Source organism: Rhodocytophaga aerolata (assembly GCF_030503435.1).
Lineage (GTDB): Bacteria > Bacteroidota > Bacteroidia > Cytophagales > 172606-1 > Rhodocytophaga > Rhodocytophaga aerolata.
Window position 1 is genome coordinate 1 of sequence record NZ_JAUKPO010000004.1, and the last position, 15,826, is coordinate 15,826.

A 15,826-nucleotide genomic window follows, 5' to 3' on the forward strand; every position below is an offset into this window, starting at 1 on the left:
GGGTGGTGTGAGAGCGCTGAGGTAGGGATTTTCCCTACCTTTCGCTACTCGATTAGTGACCGTACTTTCTATTTGTGTTCCTGTATTTGATACCACCAAAAGCTTTTTTCTTTAATACTTTGTAGGTCTACTGCCGCTAATTCTTCTGCAAGCTTGGCTAAGGCGTCTGCTGACGGGGTGATTTCTACAAAAGACTCTCCATTGTGCTCAGCTCTGATTCTGCTCACAAAGTTTCGGTACACGAGCAGGCACTGGGCTAACTGGTGAATACTCGAGTTCATAAACATGACAGGAACGAATTGGGGATGGTAGTCCTGCTCCTCTTCGTTATCTACTGTGTGAATATGATCACTGCTTAGGATTATAACCTGGTCTTGATTCTTGGTATCAATACAGATCACATCTCCTCCCCCTTCGCTCCCAATCACGTAGTAAGATGCAAAGTCCTCTCCTTGCAGTTTATAGTACTGTTTTACGTTCTGCAGTACCGGGCTGTATAATTTTTCATTAAAGCTAAGAAACGGTGGGGCCGAAGCAGGTAAGCCTGCTTCCTTCAAAAACTGCTTGGTTGGCAAGCCGAAGAAAGAAGCCTGCAATTCTTCTGCAGTATAGGACACTAAACTGTCCTTGGGCTCAATCAACCATTGTTTTCTAAACTCTACTGGTGTCAACATTGCTTTCTTTGGGTCAGTTATCACTTCTATGCTTTGCTTGTGATCTCGACTCCTTTGGTTACAGGCAGTTGCTCCCAATAGAATAGCAAGCAAGATGCTTAATCTGTTTTTCATGTTCCTATGGTCACTAACGTATCAAGTGCAGCCGTCCAACCGTGGCCTCATGCGTTTGCATTGCGGGTTGGCGGCCCGGCGGCCGGCTGAACGGTGTTGGGCGCATACCCTTCCTTCTTTTGTTTTTTGTTTTTATCTAAAAGTGTCTTAAAATATCTTCTATCCGATTATAGAAATAATCTTTCCACGATTTATTTTCTTCAATTACTACCGCTCTGATGCATACACCACCTAGCTTTCCTTGCAGTGGATTTCCAATCAAGTCATCAGTATGAACAGGTTTTGTGATTTCAGTAGGTGTCGGTAGCACAATAGATTTAGGCGTTATGGGAGTTATCTCTATTTTCTGCTTGATTTTTAGTGTATCTACTGTCTGGGCTTTGCTACTGAAACTCATCAAAAAACCTATCATGCTAGCTGCTATACCGGATATCCAAAATCTATTACTTAGCTTTTTATGAGAAGTTATTACTCTGTTTGTTTGATTTGCATTGAAGTTGCCACAAACTTTTTCCGGTTGTCGTTTGAAATAGTTATACAGTTCCCTATCTGACATCTTAGTGAAGTCTATTACAATCTTATCACAGGCACCACAAAATCTACCTTCATTTTGTGGTGTCAAATTTTCCCATTTAAGGGAACAAGGTTCTGTTACAACTATTTCGAATTCATTTTTCATATTTTGTTCTCGGTTGCGCCTAATGAACATGACTATACGGCGGCGAGGCTCGAAGCATCAGCCTTGCGCTGTAGCGTCCCGCTGAACGAAATAGTTAGTGTGCTGGTTGCACAACACTACTAATACTAAAAAGTTGTTAATGGTAAATCAACAAGAGATTGAAAGGATAGGAACTTTAGAAAGCTAAGTTGTTTGATAATGCTTATGGAGAAAAAATGACCGTTTTTAAAAGTTAATAGCGAAACGCTCAAAAACACCCCTTTTAGATTAAAAAAATCATCTCCAAAAAATCTCAGTTTATTGGATACAGCAAAATTTAGAAAACAGAAAACCGCCTAATTTGCGAAATTAAGCGGTTTTAGTCGTGATTCCGTTTGGATTCGAACCAAAGACCTACTGCTTAGAAGGCAGTTGCTCTATCCAGCTGAGCTACGGAACCTAATATAGGAAGTTGCTTATAGAGCATCCTTGCTGGGTGTCTAAAAAGGCGTTGCAAATATAAATAATTTTGTAGCGAATAGCGCAACAATTTTCTAATTAAAAATTACTAAACTTAGGCCAAATCTCCTTTCTATCTAAGAAACAGGCACAAACATACCTTGCCGCACAAGTTCATTAGTAAATTCACCTGAAAAATCCGTAACTTTCATTCAGGTATTTTATCCCAATGAACATTATCCGCAATCTATTCTTTGTATGTATTTTAAGTCTGGGATTACTATCGTGTGCAAAAGATGATACACCCAGCACGATTCAGCCAGAAGAAACCGGGCCCTTGCAATTAATAACCCCCAGATATTTTGGCGATTATCAGTTGCCAGCTGATAATTCGCTTACGAAAGAAGGGGTAGCCTTGGGCAGAATGTTGTTCTATGAAAAAATGCTCTCTACCAATAATACCCTTTCGTGTGCCAGCTGTCATCAACAAAGCAAAGCTTTTACAGACGGACAGGCTTTTAGTAAGGGAGCGGAAGGACTTCTTGGAAAAAGAAGCACCATGTCGCTGGTAAATTTGGTGTGGAACAAACGCTTTTTCTGGGATGGGCGGGCCACTAGTTTAGAAGAACAAGCCCTCGTGCCAATACAAGACCCCTTGGAAATGCATCAGACGCTGGATGCGGCTGTGGCAAAATTGCAGAATTCCCCAGTATATCCCGCCAGGTTTAAGCAGGTTTTCGGATCAGAAATTGTTTCAGCCCAGAATATTGCAAAGGCATTAGCCCAGTTTGAACGTACGCTTGTTTCCTCCAACTCCAGATATGATCAATACCTCAGCAAACAATATCAGCCAACTGCCCAGGAACTCAATGGCGAAACTTTGTTTATGACCCATCCGCAGGCTGGAAAAATCAGAGGCGGTAACTGCGGCGATTGCCACGGAGGTTTTCTGACTACGTTGGGTAATTTTCATAATAATGGTCTTGATACCCAAGTTAAGGATAATGGCCTGGAAGGTGTTACCGGCAAAACAGCTGATCGGGGAAAATTCAGGGCACCGTCTTTACGCAATATTGCTCTGACAGCCCCCTATATGCATGATGGCCGGTTTCAAACCCTGGAAGAGGTACTGGATCACTACAACGACCATATACAAGTCAGTGAAACGATCGATCCGCTTATTCTGGAAGCAAGTAATGAGCAGGTAGTTCCGGGAGAACCAGTAAAACTTCATTTATCTGAGCAGGAGAAAAAAGATATTATAACCTTCTTGCATATGCTGACAGATAGCACATTTATTTCTGATCCCCGTTTTTCTGATCCTTTTCTGAACCAGAAATAAGTATATCGCCTATTTTTAGGCGCTCTAATTACCTTCGTTAGTGTCATTTTGGACTTTTAATTTAATTAAACTTCTTACCTGAAATATATGAATTTGCTGCAGAAACTATCTTCTACTCTCTTCATTGGCCTGTTAGTATTTTTGTCGTCTTGTTCCAAAGATGATAGCTCACCTGCCACTGGCGAATTAGTACTCACCTTTTTGCATGAAGTAAATGGGCAACCTCTCGTGTTAAATGAACAAGCATTTACCAATGCCGCAGGCAATGTATACCGGGTTGAAAAACTGAAGTATTATGTAAGCAATATCGAATTAACTAAAACGGATGGATCGGCTGTAAAAATAGAGGATGGATATTTTCTGATTGAGCAAACCGGCCTGGACTCCCGTCTGAGTATCTCTCTACCCAATATTCCATCGGCAACCTATTCTTCCCTTTCTTTTGCTATTGGTGTGGACAGTGCCCGAAATTTTTCTACGGAAATGGTGGGTGACCTTAATCCAAATAATGACATGGCCTGGAACTGGGTATCTGGCTACAAATTTTTTATGCTGGAAGGAAAATTCACTACCCCAACACAGGCCACCGGAGCCATTGTTTATCATGTTGGCGGCAACAGTTCACTACGCAGGGTTAGTTTATCTGCTCCCGCAGGAGAAATCCGGGTGAATGGCAATCAATTAACAGAACTGGGCATTGGCGCGGATGTTAACCGCTTGTTTGATACGCAATACACGATAGACTTGAATAATTTGAATGCAGTAATGCAACCGGGCGATGACGCCAACCAAATTGCTGATAACTATGCAGCGGGTATGTTCAGCCTTCATCATGTCCATATCAAGTAGGCATATCTGCTACAAAAGGGCTACTTCTACCTACTGCTTTGTCCAAATGGTTCAGAATAACTCACAGATCCAGACTTATTTCAGTAAAATACGTACAGGGCACTAAACCCATTACCTTATTTTTTCATGAAAGCAGTTTCTGTAGGTAGAATCAACAGTTTGTTATTTTTTGGTTTCCTTATTTTCACCGCCCTCTATTTTGCCCGTTCATTTCTTGTCCCTTTCTCTTTAGCCATTATCTTAGCTATGCTTATGTTGCCTGTCTGCCAGAAGCTGGAGCAGTGGCATTTGCCCAGAGGTTTGGCAATTGTGCTTTGTATCCTGCTCATTCTGCTGTTTATTGCAGGTATGTTTGGTATTATTGCCGGGCAGTTTGCTGGTTTGCAGGAAGACTTGCCTAAAATTCAGACGGAGGTGCAAACCCAGCTGGACAAATTTCAGCAATGGGTACAGCAGCAACTGAAAATACCCCCACAGGAGCAGGAAACGATGCTTAAAGAGAATTTATCTTCCGGAAAAGGTGGCGGCGCAGGGGGCATAGCCAAAAGTATTTTATCGGGTACTATAGGTGGCCTTACTACACTGGTACTCATCCTTGCCTATTTTTTCTTCTTTCTGTATTACCGGGAGAAGTATGAAGTATTTTTTTTAAAGATCAGAGGGGAAAACCATACGCCAGAAGTGAAAGAAGTAATGGGCAAGATACAGAAAGTGGCCGTCAAATATATAGGCGGACGGTTTCTGGCCATTTTGATTCTGGCCACACTCAACTCGGTGGGCTTATTAATTGTCGGGGCCAAAAATGCCATTCTCTTAGGTATTTTAACCGCATTGTTCACCTTTGTCCCCTACGTTGGCACCCTGGTAGGTGGTGCTTTTGCAGCTGGTACCGTGCTTATTACGCAGTCTGCCAGTTCAGCCTTAACGCTGATTGGAATACTTGCCTTAATTCAGATGCTGGACGAATACCTGATAGAGCCCTATATTGTCGGAGGGAATGTTGCGTTAAGTCCATTAGCTGTCATTGTTGCCTTAGTAATTGGCGGTCTGTTGTGGGGCATACCTGGCATGATATTGTTTATCCCTTTTCTGGGAATTGCAAAAATCATCTTTGATCATGTTCCTTCTCTTCACCCGTATGGGTATCTGGTTGGCATGAATGAAGAATCTTCCGGCTCTTCTCCCCTGAAGAAAATTAAAGGGTGGTTCGGAAAAAAAGAGGATGCTTAACGGTTAGCTTTTACTCGGCAAGGTGTGTTTTGTCTCCGGATAGTAGGTGTCTTTCGGGCTTTGTTCCATCAGGCAAGGCCCAATCCCGCTGCTTCCGGAAGGGTAATGCCAAAAGAAAACCTGGGGTTTGTTCGGCAGGATTCCGGTAGGACGGTACGCCAATATCTACTTCCGCTTGTGGAACATTCAGGCGGATGGTTTGATGCAGCCGGTCCCAGAAGGTGAAAATTACGGCATAGTTGCTATCTGTTTCGTTGCGCACAATGGAGTGATGGATGCCATGCATACGAGGCGTTACAATGAGTTTATTTAACTTCCGTTCCAGATCAACCGGCAATTGCCAGTTGCTGTGATGGAAAGCAGTAGCGCCTTCATACAGGACTTCATAGAGTAACACGATAGGTGCTCGGGCTCCTGCCACGGCAACCATACTGCCCCGAAAAAAAACAGATAGCAACACCTCCCCTACATGAAACCGCCAGGCAGTAGAGACATCCATATCCAGATCTGTGTGGTGTACAGTATGGAAGCGCCAAAGCCAGGGAATCCGGTGGTTAAGGGTATGCCAAAGATAATTGGTATAGTCGAGTAGCAAAAAGGCTAAAAGTCCTTTCAGTGGTCTGGGTAAGGGTAACCACTGACTTAGGCCAATGCGGTTTTTTCCAGTCCATCGGCCGGCAGCCAGCATAGCAGGAACCAAGGCCAGACGTAAGCCCGCGAGGCCAACGGTAGCTACTCCTGCATTCACCCGTAAACGCCTTCCTTTGTCATCCTTGCGGATACGGAGTTCTTTTCTGGTTTCTGCCATCAGAAGGCCAATAGCCAGACAGGCAAGCAGCGGAGCCCCAATAAAATCGAAAACTTTCAAATATTTTTTCATAGCGTATAGTCGGTGAGTAAATAAACTTATGGCATTGAATAGTAAAAAGATCTGTTTGTCTGTTATGTATATATGTAGGTAAGCCTTCTAAAAATTTGTAAATAAGTACAATAAAAACTTCTCATAATGAAAAGATTACCTTTGGAAAATCCGTTTAACACTTTTAAACCTAACCCTTTTCGACTATGAAAGCAGAATCATTTTTTATTGGTCCCCTGGATGATGATAAAGCAGTTGAACTCACATTATCCTTGTCTGACCTCAAATATATACATGGAATTTTAGTAGAGAACTATAACAGAGCACTCAACAAAAGCCAACCTTCCACCCAGCTCCAAGACCTGGTGGTAAATATCCAATCGGTGATTACCCATACCCTGGAGGCGGCTGAAAACAAAGCGTAGTTGTTTGCTGTTACTCAGCCCATCCGGAAAAGATGGGCTGAGTTAATCTGTCTATTTTTTGCCCAAATTGATGATGGCTTGTTTCAGTTTCAGCTCTCCAGCCGGATAATCATCCCTTCGTTTTTCTTTATTGAAATTGAGTTTTTTATCTTCTTTCCTTCATCGCCCGGATTTGTACTCAGCAGCACCTCCCCTTTTACAGCAATAGTTTGTGGGGTAAATCTGGCATTTTTGTTACCCAAATTTAACACCACCAGTAAGCGGCGGCTCTCTGTCTCGCGGACATACGCAAGCAAATTTCCGTGTGCATGGACCGGTGCATACAACCCCTGATTTAAAGCAGGCTCTTTTTTCCGGAGAGCAAGTAGTTTTTTGTAAAACTGTAGCAACGATTCCGTAGCTTCTTTTTGTTTTTCTACATTTACTTGGGCATAATCATCTGCTATAGGTAACCAGGGCTCGGCTTTACTGAATCCGGCATTCGCTGAACTGTCCCATTGCATAGGGGTACGTTGAGGATCACGGCTTTGTCCGCCACTCATTTTACCCTGCGGGTCTTGTATGTCATTTTTAGGAATCTCTACATTATGCATGCCGATTTCATCTCCATAGTATAAGGTAGGCGTACCCCGCAAGGTAAGCAGCAGCAAAGCTGCAACGCGAATCTGCTCTTTGCCTATTCTATTGTAGAGCCTGGGCCGGTCGTGGTTGCTGAGCACCCAGTTGGGCCAGGCTTCCGGCGGCAGCGATGATTCATATTTATCTATTTCCAGGGCTATCGTCCGGGCATCCCAGGGTAGAAGCAATAGTTGAAAATTACCTGGCAGATGCGCACCCTGGTTATCTTCCCCATAGTAATCTACCACATTTTCTACCGGCAAGTACATTTCGCCGATCAGTACTTTGTCTTTATACTCATCAATGGTCCGGCGCATAATGCCCACAACTTCATGTACTTCCGGCTGATCGGTTGAATACAGCGGTAACACCTGATCAAACTCTGGCATGCCTTTTTTATAATCCGGATTAGGTGGATTATTCCGCCACCGGGCATCTTTCATCATGTGCCACATAACATCTACCCGGAAACCATCTACCCCTTTATCCATCCAGAACCGCATAATTTTCTGCATCTCTTTTTGTACCTCCGGGTTGCGCCAGTTACAGTCTGGTTGCTCTTTTAAAAAAGCATGGTAATAATATTGCTTGGTTGTTGAATCCCACTCCCAGGCGCTGCCTCCAAATACACTTTTCCAATTGTTGGGTGGCCCGCCTTTTTCATTGGCATCGCACCAATAGTACCAGTCGCGCTTAGGACTGCTGCGGGAAGACCTGGATTCTTTAAACCAGGGATGCTCATCCGAAGTATGGTTGGGCACAAAATCAACAATTAATTTCAGGTCCCTTTTATGCACTTCTTTTACCAGGTCCTCAAAATCACCCATTTCACCAAATAGCGGATGAATACCTTTGTAATCGGAAATATCATATCCGAAATCTTTCATGGGAGAAGGGTAAAATGGCGTAAGCCATATGGCATCAATGCCCAGCCAGGTAAGATAATCCAGTTGTTGAATAACTCCCCTGATGTCGCCTATGCCATCTTCGTTGGAATCTTTAAAAGAACGTATGTAAATCTGATAGATTATGCCAGTTTGCCACCAGTGTTTAGTTGTTTTCTTTTTCATGTGTACCATATACGAATTACGGCTTACTTAGATGTATTTCGTATATGGGTAAGTTTGCTCCAGCACTTATTGTACTTTTTAAAGAAAGATTTTACTAGTTAAAGTTCCCATATAATTGACCTGGCACAAACAATCAAAAGCACGAATAAAAAAAAGAAGTCATTATTGTTTGTAAGAATAAAAAACAATTGTGGATGTCCAATATTTTTAATAGTATTGCAAACTATTTTCCACAGAAAATTGTAATAATCTGTGAAAGTCATCAGCAATTGTATTTTTTAAAAGCTGCGCTGGCTCCCTTCTGTTAACTGCTTGAATAGCAGTAATCCCCGGCTGTACAAATAATTAACCGATTCTCTCAGATGGAGATGAATCCTAAAAACTGCTGACTCTATTAAGTTAGCGGCAGTGGTTTGTTGTCCGGTAAAACAGCCAAACAGAATAAGTTAAGTGTTAACTAGTTAGAAATACGAAGATGAAAAATTTACATATATCAAAATCCATAACAAACAGGGACAGCTCAACTGTTGAAAAATATTTTAATGAAATTGCAAAAATGAGCTTGCTGACCCGTGAACAGGAAAACGACCTGGCACGGCGGATTAAGCAAGGTGATGAACGTGCCCTGGAAAAATTAGTAAAAGCCAACCTGCGTTTTGTGGTATCGGTAGCAAAACAGTACCACACGGGGCAAATGCCTCTCAATGATCTAATCAATGAAGGGAATCTGGGTTTAATTAAAGCAGCCAAACTGTTTGATGAAACCAAAGGCTATAAATTTATTTCCTATGCTGTGTGGTGGATTCGCCAGTCAATTATGCAGGCTTTAGACGATCATTCCAGAATTGTGCGGATACCTTCTCACCGGCTTGAAGATCAGTCTAAGTTGAAGCAGGCTTTGGTAAAAATGGAGCAAAAGTTTGAGCGGGAACCTACCCATGAAGAACTGGCTGAATTTCTGGGAGTAAACATATCTGATATAAAAAGTGCCAGCACAGCTGTAGTTAAACAATCGTCGCTGAATGCTCCCTTTGAAGAGGAAGATGGCAATACGCTACTGGATGTGATGAATAATCCGGATGCTGCCCCAGCGGATGCTGCACTGGCCATAACAGATTCTTTACGGATTGAACTGGATAGAGTATTAGCTACCTTAAGCAGCCGTGAACGTGAAATTCTGCTGAGATTATTTGGCATTGGATACGACTATCCGCAAACGATGGAAGACATAGCCGATACCCTGCAATTGACCGAAGAACGGGTAAGGCAGATTAAAGAAGGAGCCTTGAAGAAAATACGTGCTACCAATGGCATCCGGTTGTTACAAACATTTATCTCATAAGGTTTATATGGTGTAGCAATACGAATCACTAACAAAAAGCCCAGACTGGTTTGTCTGGGCTTTTTGTTAGCTACAACCGCTGTTATCCGGTGGCTGCATCGGCATCTTTGGTACCTTCATCTATGGCATTGTCCCAGTCTATTTCATCCTCCTCTGGGTTTATCCCACCAATTATCCGGCTATCGCCGGCGCCACCCGGTGAAGTAGTGGCCACTTCTTCATCAGCCTGTTTAGCAGACTCTTCTTTGCGGGGCGTTGCTGAATTTCCAGCCTCATTAATTTCCCCATCAGCTACCGTTTGGCCAGTATTGTTTACAAGACTGCTTCCCAGGTTAGTTTCTTCATCAGAATCATCATTGTCTTTTCCGCTATTGCCTGCATTTCCCTGGCCGCTACTTTTTCCTGCTGACTGATTGCCGGAAGAACTGCCTGTAGATCCGGCATCTGAAGCAGCCATGAGATAAGAAAGAAGGGTATTATCTGTTTCTTCATGTTGTAAATGGCATGCCTGTAAATAAAGGGCTATACTTGTAGTAATAAAAGCTCTCTTAATAGATTCGCTTTCTGGATTCGCTTTGGGTGGTATATTCATAGATATTTGGTTAAGGTACACGTTGACTACTAATTTCTGTTGTATGACCGGCTGAAAGTTAAAAACCAATCGTAAAGCAAAGGATTATGATACGTTTCTGTCCACGAATCGTGTGCCGCATCCGGATATCTGGTGAAGGTAACATGGCCACCTAGCTTTTCTACCGCTTCTACCATTTTTGCAGTCTCTGAAAGAGGGACAATATAATCTTTCTCACCATGAAAAGCCCAAATCGGTACATCTTTTATTTGAACGGCTAATGCCGGGTCGCCGCCTCCACAAATAGGTGCAATAGCAGCAAACTTGTCAGGGGCAGCTGCGGCCCAACGCCAGGTACCGTATCCGCCCATGCTGATGCCGGTGAGGTAAATTCTTTTTTCATCTACCCGCTCATCTAACTTTTCCAGGACTTCCTGTAGCCAGTTGCTTAGTTTCTCTACTGACCAGTATTGCCCGGCGGGGCATTGCGGATAAGCTACCAGAAAAGGTATATCTTTGTGTTGAAGATACGCTGGCAATCCTTGGGCTTTTACTTTTTCCATATCATGGCCTCTTTCTCCGGCACCATGCAAAAACAGAATCAACGGCCATTTTCGCTGGAGCTGATCAGAAAATCCGGGAGGGTAATACAGGGCATAGGGATAAGAAAAAGTGTGCATATCCTACTTGACTAACGTAACGGTACAGAGTAGTACGCAGTAGTAACAGAATGGTTATAAGATTACTTTCTTAGTTTGCTGAAGAATAGCTACTTTCGCCTGATCAAAACTTTTAGGAGCATATAAAGGTTAGTATCGGTAGCAGGGTAATCTTTAAAACTAGCATCAGTAGAACAGTCTTGTATTTTTTCCTTATCACCATTCATAATTTTACAACCCATTGTTAGAGAAACGCGAGTATGATGCCGTAGTTGTAGGTTCAGGACCAAATGGCCTGGCAGCAGCTATTACCTTACAGCAAGCCGGCCTTTCGGTAATTTTGTTTGAGGCTAAGGAAACCATTGGCGGTGGAATGCGCACAGCCGAACTGACCTTGCCAGGTTTCAAACATGATATTTGTTCGGCCATACATCCACTGGGAGCAGATTCCCCTTTTTTTAAAACCTTGCCTTTAGAAAAACATGGCCTGGAATATATTTATCCGCCTGTAGCCGCTGCACACCCTTTTGATGACGGGCAGGCAGCTTTGCTTTACCAATCAGTAGAAGCAACAGCCCGAACATTGGGAGCAGATGCAGCTGCCTACCGTAAGCTGATGCAGCCACTGACCAATATATGGCCTACCCTGGCTCCTGCCTTGCTTGGCCCTTTGCGTTTTCCTTCCAATCCACTGATGATGGCTCAGTTTGGAATGTACGGCATCTTACCTTCTACCCTGCTGGCTAAATGGAAATTTTCCCATAAACTGGCCAAGGGTTTGTTTGCCGGAATGGCTGCCCATGCCATTTTGCCATTGTCCTATACAGCTACCTCTGCCTTAGGCTTAGTACTAATGTTAATGGGACATATTAAGGGATGGCCCCTGCCTAAGGGTGGAACGCAACATATTGCGAATGCCCTGGGTTCTTATTTCACTTCCATTGGTGGTAAAATTGTTACAAACTTCCCAGTCCAGCGGCTAGAGCAACTTCCTTCGGCACACACGGTGCTCTTTGATATTTCTCCCAAACAACTGTTGCAGATTGCCGGACATAAATTTTCCGGGCACTATACCAGGCAATTAAAGAGGTTCAAGTATGGAATGGGTGTATTCAAAGTAGATTTTGCACTGGATGGCCCCGTACCTTTTACTGCCGCCGAATGTTTGCAAGCCGGCACAGTGCATCTGGGAAATACCCTGGAAGAGATTGCTGCCGGGGAACAGGCCATATTCCATGGAAAACATCCGGAAAAACCCTATGTATTGTTAGCCCAGCAAAGCTTATTTGATCCGACACGGGCACCACAGGGAAAACATACCTTATGGGCATATTGCCACGTACCCAATGGCTCCACCAAAGATATGACCAGCATCATTGAAAACCAGATAGAACGCTTTGCTCCCGGGTTTAAAGACCGCATTATTGGCAAACATGTGATGAACACGGCTGATTTTGAAAGCTACAACAGCAACTACATCGGAGGTGATATTAACGGTGGCCGGCAAGATATTACCCAGCTTTTTACAAGGCCAGTACTGAAACTTTCTCCTTACCGGACTTCCGCCAAGGGTTTATACATCTGTTCTTCGTCTACGCCTCCGGGCGGTGGTGTGCATGGCATGTGTGGCTATCATGCAGCTAAACGGGCCTTAAAGGATGTATTTAATATCCGGTTGAAAGAAACTTCATAGAATCTTTTACACCTACCGGTAAAGGAATTGGACAGGCTATTCCTTTGGAATCTCAATATAGAAGACAGTCCCTTTACTTTCTTCACTTTCAAACCAAATGGTGCCCCCATGCCAGTTTACCAGGGTTTTAATAATAGACATACCTAAACCGGTAGATTCTTCCCCACGTAAACCCGGCCGCCGGGCAATGCTGAATTTGTCGAATAATACTGGCTGCCACGCTGCCGGTATTCCTATGCCTGTATCTTTTACAACAAACAGTACAGTATGTTCTTTCTCTTCCACAGCTAAGGTGATAGTGCCATGATCAGGTGTAAACTTTATGGCATTGGAGAACAAATTATTAATTACCTGCATAAACTTTGTATCATCAATACAAATTAGCATCGGGTCATTTGAGTAGACGAACTCAAAGTTTTTAGCAATGGCATGCTCTGAATTTTTATATTCTTCCATAACCTGTTTTAGCCTTTCCACGATGTTGATCCGCTGTTTATTGAGCACTACGGCACTGGATTCCAGAAATTCATTGGCAACAAAATCGCGGATCAGCTTTACATTGCGCTGGCAGGCTTCGGCCATCATCCCTATCAGTTCATCTATCTCCTGGTTTTCATACGGCTTCATCTTGCGGGCAAGAATACCAGCCATGTTTTGTAGCACACTTAACGGCCCGGCCAGGTCGTGTGAAAGTATTTCCAGGATGGAGTTTTTCTTGGCGGCAAACTTATGCAGATTGTTCACATAGGTTTTGTCTTTGGTGATATCTTCGGCTGTTCCTGCTAAAACCTGTTCGCCTTCCATCGTTGTAAACCTTCCGGCACTAACACGTATCCATTTTTCAGTACCTTCAGGTATTATAATTCTGAATTCAATATCCGTTTTATCTTCTCCGGCCAGTAGTTGCTGATAATTTTCCTGAACATGTTTGCTATCTTCCGCATGTAGCATCTCTAGCAGCAGGATAGGATTGTTTGCAATTTTATCACCGGATAATTCCCCTATCTGGCTGAATGCCTGATTGAGAAAAATAAACTGACGCTTGGCAGGATGGAATATAAAATAAGCCAGGGGACTTTGCTGAACAAAATTCCCGAAGACCTGTGAAAAAAGCATATCGTTCTTCATAAATGCAAAAGTTGAAGGTAAATATAGGTGAATTATTGGTGTTTGTACGCTTCTTCGTCACACCAATTGAGATGCCGAATAATCCCGATGAATAGCCTTCCCTGGCTTAACTACCAAGTATATAAGCAAAGAACTGTTTAGGGCACAAAACTTTCGGTTAAGCATGCTATTTTGACACCTGGGTAGAACCTGCAATTGTGTTTATAAAATTTGCTGTACTTTTGTTTAAATCTATCCCTATGAAAAAAGTAATGCATAGTCCGGTCGTTAGCCTGGAAGATAAATGGCTACGGCTATTGGGGATACCTTTAGTTGCCATCCTGGGGAATATTATCTTTTACCAGCCGGATAACGACCTGCAAGGAATCAGCCAATTAAAAGCCATGCTGATGAGTTTGCTGGAATGTGTTTCTATGTGGGAACTGGTGCGGCTTGGCATCTTGAGGGCCCGCAAGTTATATCCCTTGCTTAAACAAACCCGTCCGCGAATTATCTATCAGATTGTATGGTTTAGTGTAGCCATCGTTTTGCTGCGGGTAAGCACCTTATACGTTTATGATCTGGTTAATTTCTGGGGGCATTCCATTTCGTTTCGCTCATACTGGCTGAGTGTGGTCGTAGCCTTTCTGTTTATTATTCCTATTGCTGCCATTTATGAAGGTATTTATTTATACAGGCAATGGTGGCTGACCTATTATGAGGCTGAACGGCTGAAGAAAGAAAATCTGCAAAGCCAGCTGGATTCGTTGAAAGCACAGATAAGCCCGCACTTTTTATTCAACAGCCTGAGCACACTTTCCTCCTTGGTAAGTGAAGACCCCAAACGGGCAGAATGGTTTATTGAGGAACTGGCATCTGTATACCGGTACCTGCTCCAGAACAATGAGCAACCCCTTACTACTTTAGAAAATGAACTCAACTTTATCCAGGCGTATTTCCACTTGCTGCAAACCCGTTTTGGAAAAGGAATTGAGCTTGAAATACAGGTAGACGAAAGCTATTATGCGTATTTGCTGCCTCCCCTAACCTTGCAGTTACTCGTGGAAAACGCCGTAAAACACAATGCGGTCTCGGCAAGCAAACCGTTGATTATTCGCATCCATACAGATGAAGTAAACAACCTGTATGTATTGAATACCATCCGGAAGAAAACCATGCCGGTAGTTTCGGATGGCACTGGCTTACGTAATATCCGCGAAAAATTCCGCTTGCTCCGCCAGCCGGAGGTCATTGTAAAACAAACCGATGACTGTTTTCAGGTGATGATTCCCTTACTTAAATCCGCTGCCTATGAATTTCTTACTCATTGAAGACGAAGAACTGACAGCCCGTAAACTTGCCAGGATGCTGAGTGAGTTGGTACCTGGATGCACGATTGTGGCAACCTTACAAAGTATAGAAGAGTCAGTGCAATGGCTGCAGACCCACCCGGCACCAGACATTGCCTTTATGGATATTGAACTGGCCGATGGGCAGAGTTTCGATATTTTTACACAGGTAAAAGTGGCTTGTCCGGTTATTTTCACAACTGCCTACAATGAGTTTGCCATTAAAGCCTTTAAAGTAAATAGTATAGATTATCTGCTAAAACCAGTAAAAGAAGAAGACTTACGAAAGGCCTTAGGAAAAATAGACGAGTTGAAAAGGATATGGCAGGTAACACCAGATGCCTTGCAAACATCTTTATCCCAACTTCTTCAGCAAATGACCCAGCCTGCACTTGCTGCTCCTCCGGTAATACGCGACCGCTTTATGATTAAGCAAGGACAACGCTTATTTAGTGTGCCCATCGAAGAGATTGCCTATTTTTTCTCCCGGAATAAAATTTCGTTTATTAAAACCTTTGATAAACGGGAACTGATGCTGGATTACACGATGGATGAACTAGATAAAATGCTGGACCGCCGCAAGTTTTTCCGCCTAAACCGGCAGATTATCGCCGGGTTGCAGTCGATTGACAAAGTAAATCTGTATTTTAACAATAAGCTCAAACTCAACCTGCAACCTGCCTTTGAAGATGAAGTGATTGTTAGCCGCGAAAGAGCTGCTGAGTTTAAAGTATGGCTGGGCGAGTAATTTTTCGGCTTCACATGCGGTCTGTTAAGTCCTCAAAAGTGTTGCTTCGGTACCGTTTT

At 43.2% G+C, this 15,826-nt stretch carries 15 protein-coding genes and 1 tRNA gene; 8 read left to right on the forward strand and 8 right to left on the reverse strand.

The window, feature by feature from the left end; translation table 11 throughout:
* Nucleotides 1–68: 68 nt before the first annotated feature.
* The 3 genes from Q0590_RS08785 to Q0590_RS08795 all read right to left on the reverse strand — a co-directional run bounded on the left by Q0590_RS08785 (nucleotide 69) and on the right by Q0590_RS08795 (nucleotide 1,906).
* Nucleotides 69–788 carry an SUKH-4 family immunity protein gene (locus Q0590_RS08785; RefSeq protein ID WP_302037149.1) on the reverse strand — a complete coding sequence of 240 codons (720 nt, stop codon included), beginning with the start codon at nucleotides 786–788 and terminating at the stop codon, nucleotides 69–71.
* 136 nt (nucleotides 789–924) lie between these two features.
* Nucleotides 925–1,467 (reverse strand): hypothetical protein, encoded by a 543-nt coding sequence (locus Q0590_RS08790; RefSeq protein WP_302037150.1) that lies wholly within the window; start codon nucleotides 1,465–1,467, stop codon nucleotides 925–927.
* Nucleotides 1,468–1,832: 365 nt separating this feature from the next.
* Nucleotides 1,833–1,906 (reverse strand) — tRNA-Arg (locus tag Q0590_RS08795).
* Nucleotides 1,907–2,134: 228 nt separating this feature from the next.
* Between Q0590_RS08795 and Q0590_RS08800 the strand changes: the two genes are divergently transcribed.
* From Q0590_RS08800 to Q0590_RS08810, 3 genes are all read left to right on the forward strand, one after another.
* Nucleotides 2,135–3,247: a cytochrome-c peroxidase gene (locus Q0590_RS08800; protein ID WP_302037151.1), complete on the forward strand. Its 1,113-nt coding sequence runs from the start codon at nucleotides 2,135–2,137 to the stop codon at nucleotides 3,245–3,247.
* Between the two features lie 87 nt (nucleotides 3,248–3,334).
* Complete coding sequence (locus tag Q0590_RS08805) at nucleotides 3,335–4,096, forward strand: MbnP family protein (RefSeq protein WP_302037152.1); 762 nt, start codon at nucleotides 3,335–3,337, stop codon at nucleotides 4,094–4,096.
* Nucleotides 4,097–4,222: 126 nt separating this feature from the next.
* Nucleotides 4,223–5,326, forward strand: a complete 1,104-nt coding sequence (locus Q0590_RS08810; RefSeq protein ID WP_302037153.1) for an AI-2E family transporter — start codon at nucleotides 4,223–4,225, stop codon at nucleotides 5,324–5,326.
* A 10-nt stretch (nucleotides 5,327–5,336) separates the two neighbouring features.
* Here the strand turns inward: Q0590_RS08810 and Q0590_RS08815 are convergent, their stop codons facing one another.
* Complete coding sequence (locus tag Q0590_RS08815; RefSeq protein WP_302037154.1) at nucleotides 5,337–6,206, reverse strand: sterol desaturase family protein; 870 nt, start codon at nucleotides 6,204–6,206, stop codon at nucleotides 5,337–5,339.
* A 185-nt stretch (nucleotides 6,207–6,391) separates the two neighbouring features.
* On the opposite strand from Q0590_RS08815, the gene Q0590_RS08820 reads away from it, so the two are divergent.
* Entirely contained in the window at nucleotides 6,392–6,610 is a 219-nt protein-coding gene (locus Q0590_RS08820) for a hypothetical protein (protein WP_302037155.1), read from the forward strand.
* Between the two features lie 89 nt (nucleotides 6,611–6,699).
* Here the strand turns inward: Q0590_RS08820 and Q0590_RS08825 are convergent, their stop codons facing one another.
* The gene (locus tag Q0590_RS08825; RefSeq protein WP_302037156.1) at nucleotides 6,700–8,298 is read right to left on the reverse strand and encodes an alpha-amylase family glycosyl hydrolase; all 1,599 of its coding nucleotides are present in this window, start codon (nucleotides 8,296–8,298) and stop codon (nucleotides 6,700–6,702) included.
* 475 nt (nucleotides 8,299–8,773) lie between these two features.
* Between Q0590_RS08825 and Q0590_RS08830 the strand changes: the two genes are divergently transcribed.
* Nucleotides 8,774–9,640 (forward strand): sigma-70 family RNA polymerase sigma factor, encoded by an 867-nt coding sequence (locus tag Q0590_RS08830; RefSeq protein WP_302037157.1) that lies wholly within the window; start codon nucleotides 8,774–8,776, stop codon nucleotides 9,638–9,640.
* A gap of 82 nt (nucleotides 9,641–9,722) precedes the next feature.
* Here the strand turns inward: Q0590_RS08830 and Q0590_RS08835 are convergent, their stop codons facing one another.
* Both Q0590_RS08835 and Q0590_RS08840 read right to left on the reverse strand, forming a co-directional pair.
* Nucleotides 9,723–10,232, reverse strand: a complete 510-nt coding sequence (locus Q0590_RS08835; protein WP_302037158.1) for a hypothetical protein — start codon at nucleotides 10,230–10,232, stop codon at nucleotides 9,723–9,725.
* A 29-nt stretch (nucleotides 10,233–10,261) separates the two neighbouring features.
* The gene (locus tag Q0590_RS08840) at nucleotides 10,262–10,891 is read right to left on the reverse strand and encodes a carboxylesterase family protein (protein WP_302037159.1); all 630 of its coding nucleotides are present in this window, start codon (nucleotides 10,889–10,891) and stop codon (nucleotides 10,262–10,264) included.
* Nucleotides 10,892–11,111: 220 nt separating this feature from the next.
* Here Q0590_RS08840 and Q0590_RS08845 point away from each other — a divergent pair, with 220 nt between their 5' ends.
* Nucleotides 11,112–12,563 (forward strand): phytoene desaturase family protein, encoded by a 1,452-nt coding sequence (locus tag Q0590_RS08845; protein WP_302037160.1) that lies wholly within the window; start codon nucleotides 11,112–11,114, stop codon nucleotides 12,561–12,563.
* Between the two features lie 36 nt (nucleotides 12,564–12,599).
* On the opposite strand, the gene Q0590_RS08850 is transcribed toward Q0590_RS08845, so the two are convergent.
* Nucleotides 12,600–13,691, reverse strand: a complete 1,092-nt coding sequence (locus tag Q0590_RS08850; RefSeq protein WP_302037161.1) for a sensor histidine kinase — start codon at nucleotides 13,689–13,691, stop codon at nucleotides 12,600–12,602.
* Nucleotides 13,692–13,930: 239 nt separating this feature from the next.
* Between Q0590_RS08850 and Q0590_RS08855 the strand changes: the two genes are divergently transcribed.
* Nucleotides 13,931–15,001, forward strand: coding sequence for a sensor histidine kinase (locus Q0590_RS08855; RefSeq protein ID WP_302037162.1), 1,071 nt, complete (start codon nucleotides 13,931–13,933; stop codon nucleotides 14,999–15,001).
* A complete protein-coding gene (locus Q0590_RS08860) occupies nucleotides 14,982–15,767 on the forward strand; it encodes a LytR/AlgR family response regulator transcription factor (RefSeq protein ID WP_302037163.1) in 786 nt (261 codons plus the stop codon). Before Q0590_RS08855 ends, Q0590_RS08860 begins: the two co-directional genes overlap by 20 nt.
* The last annotated feature ends 59 nt before the right edge of the window (nucleotides 15,768–15,826 follow it).

Coding starts and splice junctions, on each gene's coding strand:
- Q0590_RS08785 (WP_302037149.1), bottom strand. CDS start 788: ATGAAAAACAGATTAAGCATCTTGCTTGCTATTCTATTGGGAGCAACT.
- Q0590_RS08790 (WP_302037150.1), bottom strand. CDS start 1,467: ATGAAAAATGAATTCGAAATAGTTGTAACAGAACCTTGTTCCCTTAAA.
- Q0590_RS08800 (WP_302037151.1), top strand. CDS start 2,135: ATGAACATTATCCGCAATCTATTCTTTGTATGTATTTTAAGTCTGGGA.
- Q0590_RS08805 (WP_302037152.1), top strand. CDS start 3,335: ATGAATTTGCTGCAGAAACTATCTTCTACTCTCTTCATTGGCCTGTTA.
- Q0590_RS08810 (WP_302037153.1), top strand. CDS start 4,223: ATGAAAGCAGTTTCTGTAGGTAGAATCAACAGTTTGTTATTTTTTGGT.
- Q0590_RS08815 (WP_302037154.1), bottom strand. CDS start 6,206: ATGAAAAAATATTTGAAAGTTTTCGATTTTATTGGGGCTCCGCTGCTT.
- Q0590_RS08820 (WP_302037155.1), top strand. CDS start 6,392: ATGAAAGCAGAATCATTTTTTATTGGTCCCCTGGATGATGATAAAGCA.
- Q0590_RS08825 (WP_302037156.1), bottom strand. CDS start 8,298: ATGAAAAAGAAAACAACTAAACACTGGTGGCAAACTGGCATAATCTAT.
- Q0590_RS08830 (WP_302037157.1), top strand. CDS start 8,774: ATGAAAAATTTACATATATCAAAATCCATAACAAACAGGGACAGCTCA.
- Q0590_RS08835 (WP_302037158.1), bottom strand. CDS start 10,232: ATGAATATACCACCCAAAGCGAATCCAGAAAGCGAATCTATTAAGAGA.
- Q0590_RS08840 (WP_302037159.1), bottom strand. CDS start 10,891: ATGCACACTTTTTCTTATCCCTATGCCCTGTATTACCCTCCCGGATTT.
- Q0590_RS08850 (WP_302037161.1), bottom strand. CDS start 13,691: ATGAAGAACGATATGCTTTTTTCACAGGTCTTCGGGAATTTTGTTCAG.
- Q0590_RS08855 (WP_302037162.1), top strand. CDS start 13,931: ATGAAAAAAGTAATGCATAGTCCGGTCGTTAGCCTGGAAGATAAATGG.
- Q0590_RS08860 (WP_302037163.1), top strand. CDS start 14,982: ATGAATTTCTTACTCATTGAAGACGAAGAACTGACAGCCCGTAAACTT.